The sequence below is a fragment of the Enterococcus phoeniculicola ATCC BAA-412 genome, from assembly GCF_000407505.1.
Taxonomy (GTDB): Bacteria; Bacillota; Bacilli; order Lactobacillales; family Enterococcaceae; genus Enterococcus_K; species Enterococcus_K phoeniculicola.
On sequence record NZ_ASWE01000001.1, the window covers coordinates 946,930 to 970,268 of the forward strand.

23 protein-coding genes are annotated in these 23,339 nt (G+C 35.8%); 21 read left to right on the top strand and 2 right to left on the bottom strand.

Annotated elements, in window-relative coordinates; genetic code table 11:
• The first annotated feature begins 71 nt into the window (after positions 1-71).
• The 12 genes from I589_RS04260 to I589_RS04310 all read left to right on the top strand — a co-directional run bounded on the left by I589_RS04260 (position 72) and on the right by I589_RS04310 (position 14,396).
• Positions 72-1,046, top strand: a complete 975-nt coding sequence (locus I589_RS04260; protein ID WP_010769356.1) for an ABC transporter permease — start codon at positions 72-74, stop codon at positions 1,044-1,046.
• 62 nt (positions 1,047-1,108) lie between these two features.
• Positions 1,109-1,975 carry a carbohydrate ABC transporter permease gene (locus tag I589_RS04265; RefSeq protein WP_051100944.1) on the top strand — a complete coding sequence of 289 codons (867 nt, stop codon included), beginning with the start codon at positions 1,109-1,111 and terminating at the stop codon, positions 1,973-1,975.
• Between the two features lie 19 nt (positions 1,976-1,994).
• A complete protein-coding gene (locus tag I589_RS04270) occupies positions 1,995-3,449 on the top strand; it encodes an ABC transporter substrate-binding protein (RefSeq protein ID WP_010769354.1) in 1,455 nt (484 codons plus the stop codon).
• Positions 3,450-3,471: 22 nt separating this feature from the next.
• Positions 3,472-4,080: a DUF624 domain-containing protein gene (locus I589_RS17745; protein WP_010769353.1), complete on the top strand. Its 609-nt coding sequence runs from the start codon at positions 3,472-3,474 to the stop codon at positions 4,078-4,080.
• Positions 4,081-4,089: 9 nt separating this feature from the next.
• Positions 4,090-5,487, top strand: a complete 1,398-nt coding sequence (locus I589_RS04275; protein WP_010769352.1) for a sulfatase family protein — start codon at positions 4,090-4,092, stop codon at positions 5,485-5,487.
• Positions 5,480-6,976, top strand: a complete 1,497-nt coding sequence (locus tag I589_RS04280; RefSeq protein ID WP_010769351.1) for a sulfatase family protein — start codon at positions 5,480-5,482, stop codon at positions 6,974-6,976. The genes I589_RS04275 and I589_RS04280 overlap by 8 nt, the downstream gene beginning before the upstream one ends.
• A gap of 60 nt (positions 6,977-7,036) precedes the next feature.
• Complete coding sequence (locus I589_RS04285; protein WP_010769350.1) at positions 7,037-8,704, top strand: sensor histidine kinase; 1,668 nt, start codon at positions 7,037-7,039, stop codon at positions 8,702-8,704.
• Complete coding sequence (locus tag I589_RS04290) at positions 8,701-10,167, top strand: response regulator transcription factor (protein ID WP_010769349.1); 1,467 nt, start codon at positions 8,701-8,703, stop codon at positions 10,165-10,167. The genes I589_RS04285 and I589_RS04290 overlap by 4 nt, the downstream gene beginning before the upstream one ends.
• A gap of 15 nt (positions 10,168-10,182) precedes the next feature.
• Positions 10,183-11,526, top strand: coding sequence for a sulfatase family protein (locus I589_RS04295; RefSeq protein ID WP_010769348.1), 1,344 nt, complete (start codon positions 10,183-10,185; stop codon positions 11,524-11,526).
• A gap of 32 nt (positions 11,527-11,558) precedes the next feature.
• On the top strand, positions 11,559-12,674 hold the full coding sequence (locus I589_RS04300; RefSeq protein ID WP_010769347.1) for a radical SAM/SPASM domain-containing protein: 1,116 nt from the start codon (positions 11,559-11,561) through the stop codon (positions 12,672-12,674).
• Positions 12,671-13,453 (top strand): sulfite exporter TauE/SafE family protein, encoded by a 783-nt coding sequence (locus I589_RS04305; RefSeq protein WP_010769346.1) that lies wholly within the window; start codon positions 12,671-12,673, stop codon positions 13,451-13,453. Before I589_RS04300 ends, I589_RS04305 begins: the two co-directional genes overlap by 4 nt.
• A 409-nt stretch (positions 13,454-13,862) precedes the next feature.
• Positions 13,863-14,396, top strand: a complete 534-nt coding sequence (locus I589_RS04310; RefSeq protein WP_010769345.1) for an acyl-CoA thioesterase — start codon at positions 13,863-13,865, stop codon at positions 14,394-14,396.
• Between the two features lie 52 nt (positions 14,397-14,448).
• Here the strand turns inward: I589_RS04310 and I589_RS04315 are convergent, their stop codons facing one another.
• Positions 14,449-15,531: an iron-containing alcohol dehydrogenase family protein gene (locus I589_RS04315; protein WP_010769344.1), complete on the bottom strand. Its 1,083-nt coding sequence runs from the start codon at positions 15,529-15,531 to the stop codon at positions 14,449-14,451.
• A gap of 185 nt (positions 15,532-15,716) precedes the next feature.
• On the opposite strand from I589_RS04315, the gene I589_RS04320 reads away from it, so the two are divergent.
• The 9 genes from I589_RS04320 to I589_RS04360 all read left to right on the top strand — a co-directional run bounded on the left by I589_RS04320 (position 15,717) and on the right by I589_RS04360 (position 22,741).
• A complete protein-coding gene (locus I589_RS04320) occupies positions 15,717-16,256 on the top strand; it encodes a histidine phosphatase family protein (RefSeq protein WP_010769343.1) in 540 nt (179 codons plus the stop codon).
• A 263-nt stretch (positions 16,257-16,519) separates the two neighbouring features.
• A complete protein-coding gene (locus tag I589_RS04325) occupies positions 16,520-17,386 on the top strand; it encodes a VOC family protein (protein WP_010769342.1) in 867 nt (288 codons plus the stop codon).
• Between the two features lie 177 nt (positions 17,387-17,563).
• Complete coding sequence (locus I589_RS04330; RefSeq protein WP_010769341.1) at positions 17,564-18,064, top strand: hypothetical protein; 501 nt, start codon at positions 17,564-17,566, stop codon at positions 18,062-18,064.
• An 11-nt stretch (positions 18,065-18,075) separates the two neighbouring features.
• Positions 18,076-19,266 (top strand): efflux RND transporter periplasmic adaptor subunit, encoded by a 1,191-nt coding sequence (locus I589_RS04335; protein WP_010769340.1) that lies wholly within the window; start codon positions 18,076-18,078, stop codon positions 19,264-19,266.
• Positions 19,267-19,950, top strand: coding sequence for an ABC transporter ATP-binding protein (locus tag I589_RS04340; protein WP_010769339.1), 684 nt, complete (start codon positions 19,267-19,269; stop codon positions 19,948-19,950).
• Positions 19,947-21,146 carry an ABC transporter permease gene (locus I589_RS04345; protein ID WP_010769338.1) on the top strand — a complete coding sequence of 400 codons (1,200 nt, stop codon included), beginning with the start codon at positions 19,947-19,949 and terminating at the stop codon, positions 21,144-21,146. The genes I589_RS04340 and I589_RS04345 overlap by 4 nt, the downstream gene beginning before the upstream one ends.
• A 496-nt stretch (positions 21,147-21,642) precedes the next feature.
• A complete protein-coding gene (locus I589_RS04350; RefSeq protein WP_010769337.1) occupies positions 21,643-21,957 on the top strand; it encodes a PadR family transcriptional regulator in 315 nt (104 codons plus the stop codon).
• The gene (locus I589_RS04355) at positions 21,954-22,553 is read left to right on the top strand and encodes a DUF1700 domain-containing protein (protein ID WP_010769336.1); all 600 of its coding nucleotides are present in this window, start codon (positions 21,954-21,956) and stop codon (positions 22,551-22,553) included. The genes I589_RS04350 and I589_RS04355 overlap by 4 nt, the downstream gene beginning before the upstream one ends.
• On the top strand, positions 22,550-22,741 hold the full coding sequence (locus tag I589_RS04360) for a hypothetical protein (protein WP_010769335.1): 192 nt from the start codon (positions 22,550-22,552) through the stop codon (positions 22,739-22,741). Before I589_RS04355 ends, I589_RS04360 begins: the two co-directional genes overlap by 4 nt.
• Before the next feature lie 98 nt (positions 22,742-22,839).
• Here the strand turns inward: I589_RS04360 and nrdI are convergent, their stop codons facing one another.
• Complete coding sequence (gene nrdI / locus I589_RS04365) at positions 22,840-23,286, bottom strand: class Ib ribonucleoside-diphosphate reductase assembly flavoprotein NrdI (RefSeq protein ID WP_010769334.1); 447 nt, start codon at positions 23,284-23,286, stop codon at positions 22,840-22,842.
• Positions 23,287-23,339 lie beyond the last annotated feature (53 nt).

Genomic DNA, 23,339 nt, shown 5'->3' on the forward strand with positions numbered 1-23,339 from the left:
TTACCTTTTTTACGTTGTTGAAACAGATATAATAAACCCGTAGAAAGCGTTTACTTGAAAGGAGTTTATTTATGGAGCAACAGGATGTTTTGCCCTTTGAAAAGAGTCGACAGAAACAAAAAAAGGGCTATCTAAAAGAGGTAAGAAAAAATTTGCCATTTCTTATGATGGCTTTGCCGGGAGCGATTTGGCTGATCTTTTTTTTCTACATTCCAGTGTTAGGGAATGTCGTTGCATTTAAAGATTTCCGATTTTTCCCTGGAGGGTTTTTAGACAGTTTGAAGCAAAGCGAATGGGTGGGATTTGAAAATTTTAAATTTTTATTTTCCTCATCAAACGCCTATATCATTACGAGAAACACATTGTTATATAATTTAGGATTTATCATTATTGGAACAATTATTGCGGTGATTATTGCAATTATTCTCAGTGAGTTACGTTCAAAAAGGATGGTGAAAATTTATCAAACCTCCATGTTGTTTCCCTATTTTATTTCATGGGTAATCATTAGTTATTTTGTTTATGCTTTTCTTTCTCCTGAAAAAGGGCTGATTAATTTATTATTTTTTACTCCAGAAACAGGAATTGATTGGTATACGCAAGCAAAGTATTGGCCAGCTATTTTATTATTTATGGGTATTTGGAAATCTCTTGGCTATAATTCCATTGTTTATTTTGCAACTATCATGGGGATTAACCCAACGTATTATGAAGCTGCGATGGTAGATGGAGCAAGCAAATGGCAGCAAATTAAACATGTTACGCTACCTCAAATTATCCCGCTTATTTCTATTTTGACGATTTTAGCAGTGGGAAATATCTTTCGGGCAGACTTTGGCTTATTTTATCAAATACCGAAAAATTCAGGGGCTTTATATAATGTGACCTCCGTGTTGGATACGTATATTTATAATGGATTAACAAGTAGCGGAGATATTGGGATGGCAGCGGCAGCTGGTCTCTATCAGTCTGTTGTGGGCTGTTTGCTGGTAGTTGTTACCAATCTTATCGCACGTCGTTTTGATCCAGAATCTGCATTATTCTAAAGGGAGGAATTCATTTGAAGAAAGAAGTAAAAACAGTTGAAATTAGAAAATTTGGAAAGAAAATGGATATACTCTCCAATGTTCTTTTAGTGCTATTAGCCATTTCCTGTTTGTTTCCTTTAATTTTTGTAATCATCATATCCTTTACTAGTGAAAATTCTATTCTGATTAATGGCTATTCATTATGGCCAAAAGAATGGAGCTTAGATGGCTACCGCTATTTATCTACTATGAAAGAACAGCTACTTCAATCACTCTTTATCACAGTGATTATCACTGTATTTGGTACGCTGGTTAATGTCTTTTTTACTTCAACTTATGCTTATGCGATTTCAAGACCTAATTTCAAATATCGGCGCTTCTTTACAATATTTGCGTTAGTTTCTATGCTGTTTAGCCCGGGAATGGTGCCAAGCTATATTGTTGTAACAACTATGATGAATTTAAAAGATACAATTTGGGCATTAATTCTTCCATTAGCATTGAGTCCATTTAACATCATTCTTATGCGGACCTTTTTTAGAAGGACTGTTTCAGAATCCATTATTGAATCGTCAAGAATTGATGGCGCAAGCGAATTAAGAACATTTGTGCAGGTCGTTTTACCACTTGCACTGCCAGGAATTGCGACAATCAGCTTATTTGCTGCACTACGCTATTGGAACGATTGGTTTAATGCTTTATTGTATGTTCAAAATGATGCGCTCATGCCTCTACAATATCTGTTAATGAAAATTCAAAGTAATATTGACTATATGTCCCAAAATGCAAGTCTTAGCGGGAATCTCTCTGAAAGTATGGGTGCTATTCCTAAAGAAGCTACACGAATGGCTATGGTTGTTATTTCGACGTTACCTATCGCATGTACCTATCCTTTTTTTCAAAAATATTTTGTAAAAGGACTAACGATTGGCGGCGTCAAAGAATAAATATATAGGAGGAAACAAAATGAAAAGAAGTTTAACAAAATGGATGTTGGCAACGACGGCTGCACTCGGACTCTTAGCTGGTGTAACAGGCTGTGGGAATTCGGACAAGAAGGATGCTGGAAAATCTGAAACGCCGACCTTACTCATGTATGAAATTGGTCAGCGACCAAAAAACTTCGATACATTGTTAAAAACAGTAAACAAAACAATGAAAGAAGAAGCAGGTGTAGAATTAGATATTCAATTTATCGATTATGGGGATTATAAGAAAAAAATGTCCGTGATTGTCTCATCGGGTGAGAATTATGATATTGCCTTTGCCGATAACTATGTAGTAAATGCACAAAAAGGGGCTTACGCAGATTTAACAGAATTACTTCCTAAATATGCAAAGGAGGCTTATGAACAGCTAGATTCAGCCTACGTTGAAGGAAACAAAGTAAATGACAAGCTATACGCATTCCCAGTTAACGGGAATGTCTATTCTCAACAAGTATTTGCCTTTGATAAAGCATACTTAGATAAATATGATTTAGATATTAGCCAGGTAAAAAGCTACTCTGATTTGGAACCACTCTTTGAAGTAGTGAAAAAAAATGAGCCTACGCTCGCACTGGTTGCAACTGGCCCAAACTTTAAAGTGAATGAAAATGTTGATTATATTGTAGACAACAACTTACCATTCGTTGTTCGAACGAGTGGCGATACATCGAAAATATTTAGCATCTATGATATGCCTGAAGCACAAGAAGATTTGAGAACCATGCACAGCTTATATAAAAAAGGCTATATTCAAAAAGACGCTGCAACTTCCAGCAATACCTATCCGCTAGGCTCGCAAACATGGTTTATGCGTGCAGAAACACAAGGACCTTACGATTACGGAGATACAATTTTAACAAATGCTGCTGGACGTGAAATTATCTCTGTTCCAATTACAGATAAAGTAAAAAAATCGAGTAATGTCCGGATGGCAAATTTCGTTATTTCTTCCACTTCAAAATATCAGGAAGAAGCGGTCAAAGCGCTAAATGTATTAAATAGTAATCCAGAAGTGATGAATACACTGGTTTATGGTATAGAAGGAGAAAGTTGGGAAAAGATTGGCGATTCATCAGTGAAACTGTTAGATGGATACCAGCCTGATACACACCTTTCTGGATGGAATGTGGGAAACAACAGAATTATCTATACTCCTGAAAATATTACACCTGAACAAATTGAAGAACGAGATAAGAATATTCAAAGCGCAACGAGTTCTCCTATTTTAGGCTTTAATTTTGTTCCAGATAATGTAAAAACTGAAATAACCAATATTTCAAATGTGATGAGCAAATATCAATCAGGATTGAATACAGGAACATTGGATCCAGATGAAACCATTCCAAAAATGAATGAAGAGCTTCAAGGTGCTGGAATGAAAAAGGTTCTTGAAGAAATTCAAACACAATATGATGCATTTCTTAAGAGTTAATTTCTGATGAAAGGAAAAGAAAATGGTGGAAAATAGCTTAACTCATTTATTTAATCGAAGCTATATACTTTTAAAAATCAACGCATACTTTCTTTTTTTCTGTCTGTTTGGAGGAATTATACTTGGAATTGGGCCGGCGATTTATACGGCCTTTTCCTTATTTTACAGCTTTCACTGGGAGAAAACAGGTTACAGCTATACGAATGCATGGAAAATTTATCGTGGATGTTTTATCAAAACAAATAAGCTGACCATTCTTTTCTTAGCTGGTTTTTTCTTACTGACAGTCAATTTATGGATAGCCGCCCAGCTAAAAGGGATCTTCTTTTTTGGCTTAACGTTCTTTCTTTTTTTTATACTAGTCATGCTGGTTTCTTTATGGATTCATTCGTTATTTTATCTAATGAAAACGTCTCTTTGTCTAAAAAATCTTTTAAAATTTTCTTTAGCGAGTCTGTTCTCAAGTGCTGGAAAATGGGTGAAAGAGATAATTGGCAGCCTTTTTCTTGTATTTATGATGTGGAAATATCCAGGAGCTGGTTTCTTTTGGGGATTTGGCGGAATATTAGTATATCAAGCAGTGATGCTGGAAAAAAAGACTCTCTGGTTTGAAAACCTTATGGAAAGTTGAGGAATAAAAATGAAAAAAAATGTTCTATTATTAATTGCAGATGACCAACGTTTTGACACAATTCATGCATTAGGGAACAAAGAAATTCAGACACCTAATTTAGATAAACTGGTAGCACGTGGCGTAAGCTTCACCAATGCGTTTATTCCTGGAGGAACAAGTGGGGCAGTTTGTATGCCTTCTCGTGCGATGATTAATACCAGTCAGTTTTTGACAAGTTGGGAAAACTGCGGTGAAACAATTCCAGAAACACAGGCACTTCTGGGAGAAACGTTAAAGAATGAAGGATATGAAACATGGGGAATTGGCAAATGGCATAATGGCACAGAAAGCTATGCTAGAAGTTTTAGTAATGGGGAAGACATTTTCTTTGGTGGCATGTGGGACCACTGGAATGTGCCTGTAAACCATTTTGATCCCACCGGACGATACGACCAATTAAAAACATTTACGCAGGACCCTTTTTCTTCAAACAAAACTATGCAGCTACCTGCAGAACATATAGCTATTGGAAAGCATTCAACAGATTTGTTCGCAGATAGAATAATTGAAGCCATTCAATCACATACAAGTGAACAGCCTTTCTTCATTTATGGCGGATTTCTTGCCCCTCATGATCCAAGGACTATGCCTGATGCGTTTAAAGAGATGTATAACCCTGAGGAATTATCATTGCCGGAGAACTTTCTTCCTGAGCATCCGTTTCCTTTTGATATTCGAGGTGAGCGTGACGAAACACTTGAAGCCTATCCAAGAGAACCTCAAAAAATCTGTCAGCATCTAGCCGATTATTATGCGATGATTTCACATATTGATGCACGAATCGGTGATATTTTAGACTCGCTAGAGGAACAGGGGATTTTAGATGAAACATTGATTATCTTTACAGGAGATAATGGTTTATCAATTGGGCAGCATGGTCTGATGGGAAAACAGAACTTGTATGATTGCAGTATACGCGTTCCATTAATTCTTTCAGGACCTGCACTCCCTAAAAATAGGTTGTGTGATGAGCGGTGCCTGTTGGTCGATATTATGCCTACAATTTTGGATTATTTATCGATTCCTATACCTAAAACTATTTATGGAGAAAGTCTTCTTCCAGTTATTTCAGGAGAAAAGAAAGGACGAGACCAGTTATTTCTTATGTTTACAACAAAAATTAGAGGTCTTGTCACAGAATCATTTAAATATCTAGAATATCGTACAAAAGATGGACACTATTCTCAACTTTTTGACAGAAAAAAAGATCCTTTTGAGAAAGTGAACCTATGCCATGAATCAGGGTATGAATCAACAGTTGATTCTCTAAAAGATCAGCTTTACATGTTAGCAAAAGAACATGGAGATTTAGAGTTTATCCAAGGAAAGGTATTTTGGAATCATAAGGAGAAACAAAATGACTAAACCAAATATTTTATTTATTTTGACTGACCAACAAAGAAAAGATACACTGTCTGCTTACGGAGACTTAGCTTGCCAAACACCTGTCATTGATGCCCTAAGTGAAGAAGGCTATACATTTGAAAATGCGTATACGACTTGTCCCATTTGCACACCGGCTCGTGCCTCTTTGCAAACAGGTCTATATCCTATGCATCATGGTATGCTGACAAATTCATATAATTATGGAAACATGGTACAGGAACTAGCAGATTCGCCTGATTTATTAAGTCGGCGCTTAGAAAAAGAAGGCTATCAGATTGGCTATACCGGAAAGTGGCATTTAGGTTCTGGTGTCGAGAACGTGAAAAATGATGCCTATATCCAAAAATACATGAAGGATATTCACTTTGCGGAGTTAGCGCTAAAAAATGACGCCCGTCCAACAACCTTAGGCTATACAGGAGATGATTTTTCCGGACATGGATTTGGTGGTCACCGCTATCCCCAATTTTTACATTATTTAGAAGAACAGAATCTTCCCTTTAAAATTGAAAATATTCAGACGGGATTTTATGGAGGTCATCAAGCGGGTATCGTTACGACGGGTGTACACACAACGATTGAACATTTCCTAGTAGAAAGAACCAAAACCATTTTGTCTGACTTTGAGAAACAAGAATCTCCATGGTATTTCCAATTAAATTTTTGGGGACCTCATGAGCCATACTTTGTGCCAAAGGAGTTTTTGGATTTGTATGAAAATGAATCCCTTCCTCCTTGGAAAAATTTTGAAGATAAAGGATCTTTAAAACCGAAGATTCATGACGTGAAGAAAGGAAACTTTTCAAAATGGACGGAGATAGAGCCTATCGTGAAGCATTATTTTGCTGGTGTTTCGCATATAGATTATCAAATCGGGCGACTCATCGAATTTTTAAAAGAAAAAGATCTGTATGACAATACGGTAATTATCTTTAGCTCAGATCATGGGGAATCTTTAGGAATTCATGACGGACTTTGTGATAAAGCGATATTTATGTACGAAGAAACCTGCAGTATTCCTTTAATTTTTAAAGATACGAAAAATAAGCAGGCGCAAAGAATCAGTGAATTTGCAAATAGCTGTGATATTTACTCCACGATTCTGGATTATGCCGGAGTAGACGCGTCTCTTCAAAAAAAAGATGGACAATCGCTAAGACCTTTAATGGAGAATATCCCTGTTGAATGGCCGGAAACAGTAGTGACAGAATGTTCAGGAATAGGAAGCCTCTTGTTTTCACAGCGTATGGTACGTAAGGACAACATAAAATATATTTTTAACTGTGGAGATGTAGATGAGTTATATGACTTAGCTAGTGATCCCCATGAGCTTATAAATTGTATTCAGCAAAAAGAATACGAAGAAATTATTAAGGATATGAAGCACGCAATGCACGAATGGATGTTGAAATACAATGACAACTTAATTTTTGAATTTGAACAGCTACGACTGAAAAATACACGCTAATAAGTATGTTAAACTAAAGATGTTTTTCATCAAAAACAAACTTTTTAGGGGGAGCGACGCTTGATAAATAAAGGAAAAGAGAACAAACTGGTGACGATAATCAAATGGTATGCCATTATTATAATAACGATTATTCTGTTGTTTGTTTCGCTATTAAGCTACTATTTAATAAAAAAATCGTATCAAAGAGAGGCTGAAGCAATTAATCAAGCCATTCTCCATGTGGGAGATGTCTATGCAGAAGACATGCAGCGTAGTTCATGGATGGCAGATAAGCTACTGGGAAATCAGGAAAAAATAGAAAGTGCACAAAAATATTTTGATATGCCTTTAGACAAATATATGAACTATATATTAAACCGAAGTGCAGAAACAGCGTATTCAACTTATTATTTTTTACCGCAGGAAGTCAAAAATCTTTATTTAAACGATCGGTGGGTTAGTAGCATCTCTTTTACCTTTAATAATTCTCCTAAAATTTTTTATTCAAATGCCTCAAATAAAGGTGGACTTTTAACAGAAACGTATCCTGAGGATCCAAACCATTTAACGTTTACCAGTCTGTTTTTTACTTCAGTGGACGGAGAGGTTCTTGGTACGTTTCGATTATCAATCATGAATGAGAAATATGACGAAATTCTGGAAAATTACCAAAATGAAGAACCTATTCAAATGCTTATTGTTTCGGACTCAAATCAAATACTTTACAAGAAAAGCGCATTAACCAATAAAGAATTCTCAGCAAAAGAAACTCAGTTTATCTCTAGTTCAAAAAATGTATACGATTACAAAATCATTGGGTTTGTTTCAAAACAGACTATCATCAAAAATCTTTGGAAAGAACTCTTTTTTATATGGGTAGTTGCTATTTTTACGTGTAGTTTACTTATCTATATCTTGTATCGATTACTATTTAAATATCAGCAGTCAGTGAATGATATTTTGATTTCGCTCAATAAAGTGTCTAAGGGAGACTTGTCGGTGCGGATTGACAAAAATCAAAAGGAGGCGGAACTATGGGAAATATCTAGCGGGATTAACTATATGATGGATAACATTAACTCCTATGTTGTTGATAACTATAGACTGGAGGCGGAACAAAAAGATGCAAATATGCGCGCACTCCAGGCACAAATTAATCCTCATTTTCTCTACAATACATTGGAGTACATACGTATGTATGCAGTTAATGTTGGTGCAAAAGAACTAGCAAATGTGGTTTATGCGTTCAGCAGCTTACTAAGAAATACAATTTCTCAAGAAAAGTACACTACGCTGGAAAAGGAATTAGAATTTTGCCGTCGATATATTTATCTGTATCAGATGAGGTATCCGGAATGTGTTGCTTATACATTTGAAGTAGAAGAACAAGTAAAAAAGAAACGAATCCCTAAGTTTTTACTTCAGCCTTTAATTGAAAATTATTTTGTTCATGGATTGGACTTTGAACGAGAGGATAACCTTATCTACGTCAAAGCTTATATATTAGATGAACGGTTAATAATTGATATTCGGGACAATGGGTTAGGTATGGATGAACAGAAAATGCATCAAATAGAGACAGAGACCACTCCAAGAGATGACGGAAGCTCTATTGGTATAAAAAATGTTCGAGAACGATTACGTTTATATTTTGAGGGAGATTTTCTATTTAAATTTATGAATAATTATCCTACCGGGACAATTATTGTAATGAACCTCCCTTTAAAAAAGGAGGAGGCAGAATGAGCTATAAAGTTTTGCTGGTAGATGATGAATATATGATTTTAGAAGGGTTAAAAAAACTACTGCCTTGGGATGAATTGGGATTTGAAATCGTGTCAACAGCGAAGAATGGGCGTTTAGCACTAGACTACGTACAAAGTACACAAGTCGATTTAGTAATTTCCGATGTTGCGATGCCTATAAAAAATGGTCTTTCATTTGTAAAAGAAGCGTATTCTCTTGGTCAAAAATTTGAGGTAATCATTTTGTCTGGCTATCAGGAATTTGACTACGTTAGGGATGCTTTAAAATTTGGGACTATCAACTATTTGCTTAAACCAATTGATGAAAAAGAAATGACGGATTCCTTAAAAAAGGCATTTCGTAGAATTCAGGAAAAAGAAAAAGAATCTCAGAAAAAAGAAATTTTGAGAGAAGCCATCTTATTAAAATGGCTTCATGATGAATGTGAATTAGAAGATGTCGCTCACTTTTTCTCCATTGAAATACACCAGCTTCAAAAACGCTCCTTTACCTGCATAATCATCAAAGATTGTTATAAAAATGAGGAGATTGAACAATTTATCTGCGAAGAAAAGCAAGATTTATATTTCTATTGGCAAGATGGACAAAGCTGGGTACTTATTTTTTCACACGAGGGAAATGAACTTCAATGTTTTTTAAGCGCCATAAAGAGACATCTTTCTTTGAGTTTTGATGAAATGATAATCGGAGAAACAGTGACTCGCTTAGATGAAATTTCACTCAGCTTTAACAATGCTCTCTCTTCAAAGGAGCTTCATGAATTTTATTTTGGTGAAAGTGGAAATGATTCTTTTTTTGATGATTTATCCATAAGAGAATCAATCCCTGAAGTCTCCTTCATAAAATTTAATCAAGCATTATCTATCCGTAATTTTTCAACGATTAGAGAAGAACTTTCTTCTTTATTTCAGCGAATAGAGCAAAAAAATATTTTACCAGATTATGCACGACATCTAGGCTTTCTTATTTTTATTGACCTATACAGGAATTTCGATTTATCTGAAACTTTTTATCAGAAACAAGCAAAAAAAATTATCGCAAGTAAACATTTTGATGAAATCGCACTTTATGTTTTCCAAACAATAAATGAAATTCAAGAGGGAAACAGCAATCGTGAATATTCTCCTTATATTCAGCAGATTTTACAAATTATTCATGAAGAATATCAGCATGAAATTACTTTAAAGGAAATTAGTGAACGCCTTTTTATAAATACGATGTATGCAGGGCAACTGTTTAAAAAAGAAGTAAATAAAAGTTTTTCACAGTATTTAAACCACTATCGCTTGTCAATTGCACAAAAGCTTTTGACCGATACAGAGGAATCTATTTCGGCGATTGCGGTAAAAACAGGTTATGCAACAGCAAATTACTTAGCAAAAAATTTCAAAAAAATTTGTGGAATGTCTCCAAAAGAATATCGAAAACACTATAAAACGTAGTAAAGGAACCAGTCTATGAAAAAGAAAAAAAATATCATTTGGTTTTTCGTCGATCAATTGCGAAGAGAGGCGATTAGCATAAATGGCGATGAAAATGTCTCTACACCAAATATTGATAACCTTGCAAAACAGGGTGTGAATTTTACAAATGCGGTGGGCGGCTATCCTCTTTGCTGCCCTTGTAGAAGTGCCATTTTAAGTGGACAATATCCGCAAAAAACAAATGTAACTGGACATGAACGTCAATTAGATAGACGCCTTCCATTAATTTCAGATGCATTCAATTCTCAAGGCTATGACACAATTTATTTTGGAAAATGGCATTTGGAAGGAATCAAGGAGAACCAGCATAAAGCAATCATTCCAAGAGAAGGAAGAGGGCATTTTAAAACGTTTATCGGCTATGAAAATAACAATAGTCCGTTTGACGTATATGTCCATGGTCATCGAGGGAAGAAAGAAATACCAAGCATTAAGCTGCCTGAATATGAACCGATTTCTTTAGTAAACCTTGCAATTCAAGAAGTAAAAACCTATAGTAAAAGAAAACAGGACGGTAATGAAACACCCTTTTTTATGGTCATTAGTATGCAACCGCCACATGATCCTTACGTTGCGCCTGCTCAAAATGTAGCACATTATCCACCTAGCAAGATTCAGTTCAAACAGAATGTTCCACCTTATGTTTCGCTGAGAAAAAGTGTAGCAAACGATTTATCTGGTTACTATGGAGCAATTGAATCTATTGATGAGCAGCTAGGCAGGCTAATTGAGCAACTAAAATCAGAGGACATGCTAGAAGATACCCATATTCTTTTCTTTAGTGATCACGGAGATATGCATGGGTCTCACGGTCAATTTCGGAAAACAAATCCCTATGAAGAAGCCATTGGTGTACCATTTATTATTGGTGGAGCAAAGCCCTTATCCTATGAAGGATACAAATCTGGCTCGTCTGATGTTTTAGTCAATCATGTAGATATTGCAAAGACTTCGTTAGGGCTTTGCCAACTTCCTATTCCAAACGAAATGGTAGGAACCGATTTTTCGTTTCTTAGATTAGAAGAACGGCCAATTTCAGAGCCTAAAGATAGCGTGTTTCTTCAAAGTATTATACCAACGATGCATGGGTCCAGTGTTGATAAACCCTGGAGAGGGATTGTAACAGACGATGGCTGGAAGTATATCTGCTTCGAATCGCAGGAATGGCTGCTGTTTAACTTAGTGAACGATCCGTTAGAACTTACAAATCTTGTACACGACTCTGATTATAGAGACATTCGTGTGAAATTAAATCAACGATTGGTTCAATGGATTCAGGAGACAGATGACTGCTTTTTCGTTCCTAAGGTTGTATAGAAAAATACCAATAGACTTGGAGAGTAAATGAAATGAAACATATTTCTGTTTTAGTAAAACCAGCTTCAGCACAATGTAATATTCGCTGTAAATATTGTTTTTATGCGGATGTTAGTTCGATGAGAGAGGTCCGTTCCTTTGGGAAAATGAAACCGGAAGTTTCTGAAAAAATGATACAAAATATTTTTCTCGACTTAGAGGATGGCGATGAACTCACCCTTGCTTTTCAAGGAGGAGAACCTACTCTGGCTGGACTTGACTATTTTAGAGGAATTGTTTCATACGTTCAGGCACAAAAAAAGAGAGTCTACGTCCATTATGCTCTTCAAACAAACGGTATCCTCATCAATAAGCAGTGGTGTGAATTCTTGAAAGAGCATCAGTTTCTAGTGGGATTATCCATTGATGGTCATCCTTTGTACCATGATCTGAATCGAGTGGATACAAAGGGGCATGGCACATTTCATAAAGTCCTAAAAACAAAAAACATGTTTGACGACTATGAGATTGAGTACAATGTATTATGTGTGTTGACAAATCCACTTGCAAAAGAGGCAAAGAAGGTCTATCGTTTTTTACAAGAGCAATCGATTCAATATGTTCAATTTATTCCGTGTCTTAATGAATTAGAGGCTGTTAAAAGAAGCAGCTATGCGTTAACTCCCCAACGTTTTGCTTCTTTTTACGGACAATTATTTAAGTATTGGTTCTCAGAGCTTGAATCTGGGCACTACCGAAGTGTTAAGCTGTTTGATGATTTGATGAATTTATTTGTTGGTGGAAGAGCCACCGCTTGTGGAATCTTAGGGAGTTGTCAAATTCAATATGTCATTGAAGCTGATGGTAGTGTCTACCCCTGTGATTTTTATGTGCTGGATGAATACCGGATGGGTTATATACAAGATATGGGATTAAAAGAATTATTTGAACAAGAAATTTCAGAAAACTTTTTATGTGAAAAACGTGATAATGGCCCGTTCTGTCAGTCTTGTCCTTTTCAAAAAGCATGTGGTGGAGGTTGTAAACGCATGAAAGATGCTATTTACGTAACGAAAGATCAACGTTTTTGCGGCTATCAGCAGGTGCTAGAGCAGGTCTTACCACATACAAAAGAAATTATGCAGCTAGTTGGGAGTACTCATTCATGATTTATTTTCTCTATTTTTTTGTGATTATTTTTGCGAATACTTTAGGTGCTATCTCAGGGATGGGTGGAGGTGTAATCATCAAGCCTCTGCTTGATTTAATTGGTGCGCACTCTGTGGCTGCCGTGTCATTTTATTCAAGTGTCGCAGTTTTTACCATGTCAATCGTTTCTACAGCTAGGCAGATGAGACAAGGGATTTCTCTAAAGCTTCCTCTTGTTCTATGGATTTCTATAGGTGCATTGGTAGGAGGAATGATAGGTAATGTAGCCTTTGAAGCGTTATATCAATTTGTTCCAACTGAGTCTTATGTGCAGCTTATTCAAATTATTTTGACGATTATCACACTTCTTTTTGCTTTTTTCGCAACAAAATTTGATTGGGCACCATTTGGCTTACGACATGTATTCTGGTATCTTTTTTGCGGACTGATTTTAGGCTTCTTTGCAAGTCTATTAGGAATTGGCGGAGGACCAATCAACGTGGCTTTATTAATGCTCTTTTTTGGTATGCCAATTAAAGAAGCCACTGTATATTCTATTTGTACCATCTTCTTTTCACAGTTATCGAAACTTCTAACCATTACGGTAACCACAGGATTTGAGCGATATGATTTAACAATTCTCTATGTAATTATTCCTGCAGCTATTTTGGGTGGACTCATAGGCGCTCGATTTAGCCATGTTCTTTCTCCCAAAAAAGTCACAATTGTGTTTCAATTAGTCATTTTGATAGTATTAGCAATCAATATCTATAATGGTTTTATTATTCTTTTTCACTAGTGTGCGTAACGTAATAGATAGTTTCGATAATAAGTAAAGGGGTGGGGCATCATTAACTAAGTTATGCTCCACCATCGTGAAATCTGAAGAAAGGTCGGGAAGGAGCTAATCTCCACTACGTGTTGAGTGTGGGGGAACTCATATCCACTGCGTTTCACTCTCAATAACTTCTACGCATGAGATATGCTAGAGATGTACCTACTTGGTACTGCAAATTACGAAGTTTTACTTCCAATGATGCACATAGTACCTGTTCTCAGAGCTGAACACTTCTGTATCGACCTCAGGCTCTCATGTGGCGTGATTCAAATGAACTTTGCAAATACATTTAATGAAAAATTGCATATTCCCTGAAAATGAGCTAAAGTATTTACAGAAAATAGATTGTATAGAGAATAGAGGAAAAAGAATGTCTGAAACAAAATTTTGTCGTGAATCTCGAGTAATCCAAACCCATCGAATCTTTCCTTTTGATTTGAACCCCTTTGAAGCTTTATTTGGCGGAAAACTCATGTCTTTAATTGATGATGCTGCATCCATTTCTGTTACTAGGCATTGTCGAAGAGGGGCAGTCACGGCTTCACTAGATAATTTGAATTTTCTAAAGCCACTACATGTCAACCATTCGGTGTGTGTGGAGTCATATATTTCTGGCGCGCACAAAAAATCAATGGAAGTATTTGTGAAAGTGGTAGGGGAAAATTTAACCACGGGAGAGCGCTATTTAGCAGCTACTTGTTTTACAACGTTTGTAGCGGTCCCTTCTCACATGAATGAAGAAACAGACTTCACTGTTCCCTCTGTAGTACCTGAAACAGAGGAAGAAAAGCTTGTTTGTTCAGGCTATGAAAAACGTCGGCTACATCGTTTACAAGAACGAGACGAGTACAAAGAATTTGCCGCAACACTTACTACCGACTTGCCTTGGATTGATCAAGCCTAAAAAAGGTAGAAGACACCCGATTCTTCGTGTCTTCTACCTTTTTCGTCTCTTTTTAGACCTTTGCGTGCTCTCTATTTTCCACTGCATAAATAGCATCAAGCACTTGCTGTGCTGAGATGGCTTCATCAATCATTTGGAAACTTTCCTGTTTTCCAGCAGCAAAATCGGCTGCCTGTTTTAATAAGAACACTTCCTCTTCATCTACATTTAATTCGGATAAATAAGTAGGGAGTCCAATGCTCCGATAAAAGGGTAGTAGCTCATTCATTTCATCAAAATCATTTGTATAGGCTAATTGCACTAAAATTCCATATGCGACTTTTGCTCCATGCAGAATTTCATGTGTCGATGGGATATAAGATAATCCATTGTGAACCGCATGTGCCCCAGCTGATCGGCCAAACTTAGCAGCAAATCCTCCGACTGTTCCTGCCAAAGCAATAATTGTATCCGCTACTCGTCCAAAGGCAGGGGAGACTATCTGTGCGTCTAAATCCTCCAATGCTTTCTCAGAGTCCTTCAATAAAATAGCTAATATTTCTTTTGCACTAGCAATTCCTAGACGAATAAAAGCGGTTTGTTCATTTTCAGATAAATTTCTAGTAATTCCTTCAATTTCATACCACTTAGCTAGAGTATCCCCAATCCCAGCAATAAAATATTCTTTAGGTGTTTGTAATAAAAACGTCCAGTCAACAAAAAGTAAAGAGGCGGAATATGTAAAGTAACCTATTTCTTTGAAGCTATGGTCTGGGTGATAGACAGCTGCCACTGGGGTATAGGGAGCACAATTTGAAATTAATGTTGGAATCAAAATTAATTCTGATTTCAGATATTCAGCTGCGATTTTTGCTGTATCCAAGACGCGTCCGCCTCCAATACCAATGACTACATCTGTTTGTCCAATCTCTTCTGCTAATCTTTTTCCATCTTCTTCGCTTGCACTTCCATCATAGATAAATGTTGGATAATCAAATAAATGCGTATAATAGGCTTTAAATTTTTCAAAGGAAACCTCCCCTGTTACAACAGCGACTGTTGTATATTCACTTAAATAATAAGGTAACTCCTCTAAAGCATTTTCTCCAGTTATGTAACGATTTACTCCAGGTCTAACTTCCGTATCCATATTCATAGGTATCCCTCCATTTTTTGTTAAGTTGCTGATTAGTTTAAACTTAAAAAATGATGTTGTCAACATTAGAAAGGTCTAATTTCAATAATATTCTGATAATTCAAAAGTAAATCGTTTTCTTTTTGAATTTGGCTTTCTTGCAGACATTAGGTACAATAAAGAAAAGAAAATAAGGAGGACTTGTCGTGATTTATTTTACTAGACATGGAGAAACACAATGGAACAAAGATGGACTCGTTTGTGGAAGAGCAGACATTCCTTTAACAGAAAAAGGAAACAAACAAGCAGAAGAATTAAGTAAAAAGGTAAATGGCTTGTCTGTCCCCGTTACAAAAATTATCCATTCACCTCTCATAAGAGCAAAAGAAACAGCAAGGATTGTTAGTGAATATAATCAGATAGCAATGACAGAAGATGCTCGTTTAGCAGAGTTTGATTTTGGTATCTATGATGGAACACCCATTGAAAATCCGGAATTTCAAGTTGCTCGTACAAAATTTGCTATCCGTTTTCCAGAAGGAGAATCTGTTTTAGATTTAGCAGCTAGAGTTTACCCTTTAATTGAAGAGTGTCTAGCTGACAAAGAAAACACCTATCTGCTTGTGTGTCATAATGCGTTGATTCGTGTAATGCATACGTATTTTAAACCATTAGACAATGGGGACTTTTTCAAATTTTCCGTAGATAATACAGAACTAGTTTCTTATGATACATCAACAAACTAACATGTTTAAATCCATTAAAACGCCTTTGTCGGGCGTTTTTTTTATCACTTGAAGGAAAACTATCTAATAAGTAAAAATAAATCCGTAAGCTATCCGATTCTTTTCTTGACATAGCTCTCATAAAGTAAGCACTGAACGCTATTTGAATTCAGATTTTTTTAGGATAATTTAATAAATTTTTGTTATTTTTGAGCAAATATATTTACACTTACAAAAAGTAAGTGTTATGATACTTGTGAGAAGAAGTGAAGGAGGAACACACAATGACCGTTATTATTCCAAAATTTCAAATTCATGAAAAAACACATCCTGGCAAGGTAACTTTAAAAGTAAACGATTTACAAAATGAAATAAATTTCTACGTAAATACTATCGGCTTGACGTTATTTTTATCAGAAGATAATCGAGCAACTTTAGGTGTAGGAAAACGAGAGCTTGTCGAATTAAAAAAAATAGCCAATGGACAAAAGAGTACAAATAAAACAGGACTTTATCACATGGCATTCTTACTGCCTGAAAGAAAAGATTTGGGGAATGTCCTCTACCATTTACTTTCTATTGATGCACCCATCATTGGCGCTGCTGATCATGGATATAGTGAAGCACTCTATCTTGAAGATCCTGAAGGAAACGGGATTGAAATTTATCGAGATAAACCAAGAGAACAATGGGATATTCGCGAAGATGGTGAAATTGTAGGTGTCACATTGGAAATGGATGCAGAGAGTGTTATTTCAGAGGCAGATACAAAAACCAGTCATCTCCCAGAAGGAACAGTAATGGGTCATGTTCATTTAAAAGTAGCTGATTTAGAAAAAACAGAAAAATTCTATACGGATGTTTTAGGAATTTCTTTAAAAAGCAATTTTGGCAGGCAAGCAAAATTCTTTGCTGCAGGAGATTATCATCACCACATTGGTACAAATGTATGGCAAAGTAAAAATGGGGAACCGATTCAAGAAACAGATTTAGGACTAGAGTCTATCACGTTATTGATTCCTGAGAAAGAAAATTTCATTCAAGTGAAAAAACATATAGAACAAACACAAGAACTTATATCAGAAAATAATGAGCAATTCATCGTCAGAGAGCCTAATGGTCTGATTTTTCATTTTCAACTTGAAAAGTAACCAGTAAAAACGAAAGAGACATCAAGCAAAATTATTCAATTTGCTTGATGTCTCTTTCGTTTTTTTATTTTTAGTCACTATAAAATATCTAAAAAAACATATTTCTTTTTGCTAAATTAATGATACCCTATTAATAACAACTTGTGAAAGTTGAAACTTAAAAATGAGGTGTAGAAAATGGAAAACGTAACTAGGCAATTAAAAAAAGCAAAAACTTGGAACATGGTCTTATTAGTTCTTACAGGAATTTCTGCAGTGACCTCCTTAATCGGCCTTCCAGGGACATTAAATCCGAAAAAGGAAACCTATGATGTATTGGGAAGCGCTGGTAAAAAATTCTATGAACATATCAACAGCATAGGTGTAAAAGCATACTCAGTAATTGCGTTACTTGTCATCATTGCATTAGTTGTTTTGTTCTTTTTAGCAAATAAAAAATTAAAAGAACAGCAACTAGCGCCAAAATATCCCTATTATATCTATATTGGCTATACAGTAGTCAGCATATTATATAGCTTATTGTTAACGCCAAAGCTTGAATTGCCTGATGTTGGCTCTGAAGCCGTTGCTGCAGTGACAACAGTGACGACAATCGTTATGCTGATCATTCAAGTTTTATTCATGATCCCTGCAATTATTGTATTAGTTCATTTATTTAAAGCAGATACTCAAGAGTAAGAGGAGAAATAATGAAAAAGCTATCAAAAAAGAAACAAATTCAACTAAGTATCATTAGCGGGCTGCTTATTGTCATAATTTTAATTGTAGCAATCTTTATCAATTTGAAAAAAAGCGAGAAGCCAGCAGAGACAAGCTATCAAACAGTAACCCTTGAGCAAACAGATCCATTATTATTTAAGGGGGTTGTGCAAGCTGAAAAAATAGAAGAAGTCTATTATGATCAAACGTTAGGGAAGATAAGTAATATCGCTATAAAAGATGGGCAAGAGGTCAAAGAAAAGACAGTTCTTTTGACTTACCAAAATGAAACAGTAGAAGATCAAGCATCTGAACAAGAGCAGTCAATAGACAAGCTGAATCTTGCCGTCTCGAATGCACAACAAAATTTAGATAACGCGTATCAAAAACAAAGTGATTTAACAAATAAGCGAGAAGAAGCGCGGCTTGAATATAACCGACAAGACTCAAATAGTGAAAAAGGTGCAGCAAAACAGCAAGAGCTAGAAGCAAAAATTGAGCAATATGATCAGTCTTTAGATGCTCAAAAAGAGGCAATCAGTCAGGCGCAGCAAAGCTTAGATGCAGCAACCCTAGATTTAACAGATGCGAATGAAACGATTGAAAAAACAAAGAAAAAAGTAACTACTAATGTAGCTGCTACTTCAACAGGGATTGCCTATGTCAATTTGAAAGGAAAAACAGATCCAAGTGTTCCGCTGGTGACCATTGTTAGTCCAAATACAGTAATTGAAGGAACTGTTTCCGAATATGACTATACTCGTGTAAAAAAAGGGAAAAAAGTAACGCTACGTGCAATGAGTGAAAGCAAAGAAATTAACGGAACGATTTCAGAAGTCAACCAATTACCACAAGCTACTACAGCACAAACAACTGGTACTCAAACAACCATGGCTAATTACACCTTTTTGGTGAAACCTGATGAAAGCCTTCAGTATGGATACAGTGTTGAGATTACTTTACCTATTGACGAATTACGAATCCCTAACAAAGCTGTAATCAAAGAAAAAGATCAAACATTCGTTTATTTATATCAAAAAGGAAAAGTGAAAAAACAAGCAGTTAAAGTAGAAGAGGTAAATGGGGTTACTATTCTAAAAGAGGGGTTGAAGCAAAAAGATCAGCTCATCTCAAATCCAGATAGCAAACTGAAAGATGGTCAAGAAGTGGCGGTGAACTAAATGATTGATTTGATTCATATAAATAAATATTATAAAAGCGAAGAAGAAACCCTCCATGTTCTCAAAGATATCAATCTGCATGTTTCCCCAGGTGAAATGATTGCAGTAATGGGGCCTTCTGGATCAGGAAAATCAACCTTGATTAACCTGTTAGGTTTTATTGACCGCAAGTTTGAAGGAGAGTATCTTTTCGAGGGTGAATCTCTTCTTACCTCTTCAGATGACAAGCTTTCAAAAATTCGTAATCAGACCGTTGGATTTGTCTTTCAAAATTTTAGTCTTATAGAGAATAATACTGTGTATGAAAATGTTGAATTGCCACTTCTATATAATGGTTATGGGTTTCATCAAACCAAGGAGCGTGTCATGCAAGCACTTGAAAAAGTCGGGCTAGCTGATAAAGCGGGGAAGCATCCTAAACAATTATCTGGGGGACAGCAACAACGTGTTGCTATTGCTCGAGCATTAATCAACAAGCCAAAGTTTCTGATTGCTGATGAACCAACAGGAGCGTTAGACACCCATACTTCAGAAGACATCATGAATTTACTGGTTGATTTAAATAAAGAAGATGGCGCGACTATCATTTTGGTCACCCATGATCCAGAACTTGTTCCTTATTGTTCCAGATTAATCAGTATTCGAGATGGCGCGATTATTGAAGATAAGGAGCTGGCGAGATGAAATTCTATGTCAATTGGCGATCGTCTCTTGGATCGATAAAAAAGAATCGAAAACGCAGCTTACTAACAATGTTTGGGATTATTATCGGAATCGCTGCAGTTATTGCTATCTTGTCATTAGGAAGAGGTTTTGAAAAGGATACGATTAAAAGTTTAACAAATAATGATTCTGATAAAGTGGAAATCCAAATTAATTTCACCCCTAATAATGATGGGTTATATTCTAGTAATCTTGGCTTTTTTTCTGACAGAGATATCACTCTTTTAAAAACCGTTTCCGGAGTTGAAAATGTTGATTATCCTCAGCAGGAGATGTCAAGTATTTATAAGGAAATCACCATTAAGGACAAACAAGAAAGCAAGCAAATAGAGCTTGTGGATGCTACGGAAAAAGAATTGTTATACGGACGTAATTTGACTACTTTAGATAACGAAACACAAAATAAGGTTGCCCTAATCGATTCCATCACAGCTCAAGGATTATTTGATGCAGAAAACAAAGCGATAGGTAAAGGAATAGAGCTAAACGGACAGATATTTAAAATTGTTGGTGTCTATCAGGGCGAGGAAATGACGAGCATGTTTTCTTTACCTGAGAGCAATATTCAGCTTCCCAAAAAGACCTACACGTATTACTTTGAACCAGAAAAAAATAATTATAGCTTAACGATGACTATTGCAAGTGGAGGAACACCAAGTGAAGTAACCACCGAAGCAATAGACTTGCTAAAAAAAGACGGCTCCATGCATGATTTCGGCGAGTATCAAGTATTTGATACAGCTATGTTAACAGATGGGATTGGGCAAATTTTAAGTACGATTACGTATTTTATTTCTGCAGTTGCAGGAATTTCCCTTTTTATTGCAGGAGTTGGTGTCATGAACATGATGTATATCTCTGTATCAGAGCGGACAAAGGAGATTGGTATTCGTCGTGCGTTAGGTGCAACACGCCGTTCGATTAAAATGCAGTTTCTATTAGAAGGAATGACGCTGACATTAGTTGGAGGAATCATAGGCTATATCTTTGGGATCTTATTTGCTTATGCAATCGGCTCACTCATTGATGTTTCTGTATCCATTGATTTCTTTACAGTGGCATTAGCTATCGGTGTATCAAGTGGAATAGGGTTAATTTTCTCGGTTATGCCAGCTTCAGAAGCTTCCAAAAAAGATTTGATTGATATTTTAAGATAAAGACTTTACGTGTCAAAATGAGAACAGCAGTGGGTGTGCTCGTTTTAGCAGGATTTCTAGGAGATCTGGAATATGACTATGATAGTTATGTTCCAGACTCCTCTTATTTTTGCCTTAATTTAAATAGAATTTTGAAAGAGGAACGAGAGGCAACTAATCTCCACTTCGTTTCGCTCTCATCAATCTCTATTAGCGAGATAAGAATTGCGCTTCGCTCTAAATAACTTCTATGCATAGGACATACTAAAGTTTTTAAGGATTCGAAAATAAGCTGAAATTGCATCAATACACTATTTCTAAAAGAAATAGATATACCTACTTGATGCTGCAAATCACGTAGTTTCACTTCCAATGATGTACAGCACCTGTTTTCAGATCGGAACAGAAATGTTCCAATCTCTTCTAAGTCTAGAGACCTATTTTTATTTTTTTTCGTGAATTCTCTTGCTTCTCCATACTATGCGTTGTATAGTATTGTGCATAGGGAGGTGTTGAGATGGATAGTCAATTAAAAAAAGGAATGTTGGAGTATTGTATCCTCGCATACCTCAATCAAAAGCCTTCGTATGGCTACGATATTGTCAAAAATATTTCTGGATTAATTCCAATTACTGAGTCTACACTATATCCGATTTTAAAGCGTTTAGAATCAAAAAAAAGCGTAGAGACTTTTTCGCAAGAATATAATGGACGACTTAGAAAGTACTATAAAATTACCCCGAATGGACGAATCATTCTCACGGAATTTATGGAAAGCAGGGTACAGGTAGAAGAAATTTATGCATTTATTGAAGGGAGTTTAACATCATGAAAAAAAATAAACAAATGTTTTTGGTGGAATTGGAACGGAAAATACCAAAAGGTGCACCTATCGAAGAAAAAGATACCTTTTTAGCTTACTGTAATGAAATGATTCAAGATTTAATAGAGGATGGCTATTCTGAAGAAGAAGCAATTTTCAAATTGGGCAATCCGGATTCTCTTATTTATGATAATTTTGAATCTTGGTTTGTAGTAAAAGAACAACAAGTACCGAGAAAAACAATGCCGTTTCTGATAATTATTGCCATTTTAGGATTTCCGCTATGGGGAAGTTTATTATTAGCAGCAATTTTGGTCATCTTGTCAGGGTATATAGTTTTATGGTGTGGTCCATTCATTACCGGATCATTCGCATTTGCTGGAGTCATTGGTGGGGTAGTCGCGTCCGTTACAAGTCTTATTGCCCTTCAAGATGGTGCTTTCATAGGGATTACACAGTTTGGAGTAGGAATCACACTCTTTGGTTTAGGTCTTATTTTCACGATTGTTACATACAAAATTAGTAGTATTTTTTTACGCGGAACAAGCATTTTTACAAAACGAATCATAAAAATCTTATTTGGCTGGAGGTATAAATTCGTATGAAAAAACAGAGAGTTAGAGACGTATTTAAACAAAGAATGAATGAATTATTCAAGGTGGGGATTCTGATGACTGCAGCAGGTATTTTCATCGCTTTCATTGGCTTTTCTATGTCTGGTTGGAATTACAAAGCTTATGATGAAGGAAATACGCATGCTTGGTATCGAACAGTCACTATATTCAGTGAATAAAAAAGAGTGAAGGCAGAAAATTGCTTCTGTTTCCAACCAATATAAATAAAAAGCGAGAGCTGGAAGTAACGATTATAGTTATTTCCAGTTCTCGTTTTCTATTTGATTTTTTTAAGCAGTTTAGCATAAATTCGTTCAACATCTGCAGTAGTTCCGCGTAATTCATAATCATCCAGTACAGGAATTGCAAATTTTTCTGCATATTGCTTTGCAGTTAAACAGTATTGGTGATTAAAGTTTTTATTCCCACTTCCTATAATTCCCAAACAAAGTTCATAATTCTTTTCGTAGTCCATGTATTCCCCTAATACGTTCGTTAAGATTTCTACGTCGCCATTATCGATTCCATTTCCTCCCTCTAGATAAGTGGGAACAAAAGCAAAGTAAGCTTCATTTTCTTTTTCAAAGTCAGAATTTTCGTGAATCTCCTTTAACTGAATGACCGGCGCCAGAGAATCGGATGCGCTCTTTTCTTTTGCGTAGTCCGCAAGTTTATTCACAAATGAACGTGTATTTCCTGAGATTGAAATAAATAAAATATTCATCCTATTTCCTCCTTATTATCGTTAAACATAAAAATGAGTAGTAAAATATTCAA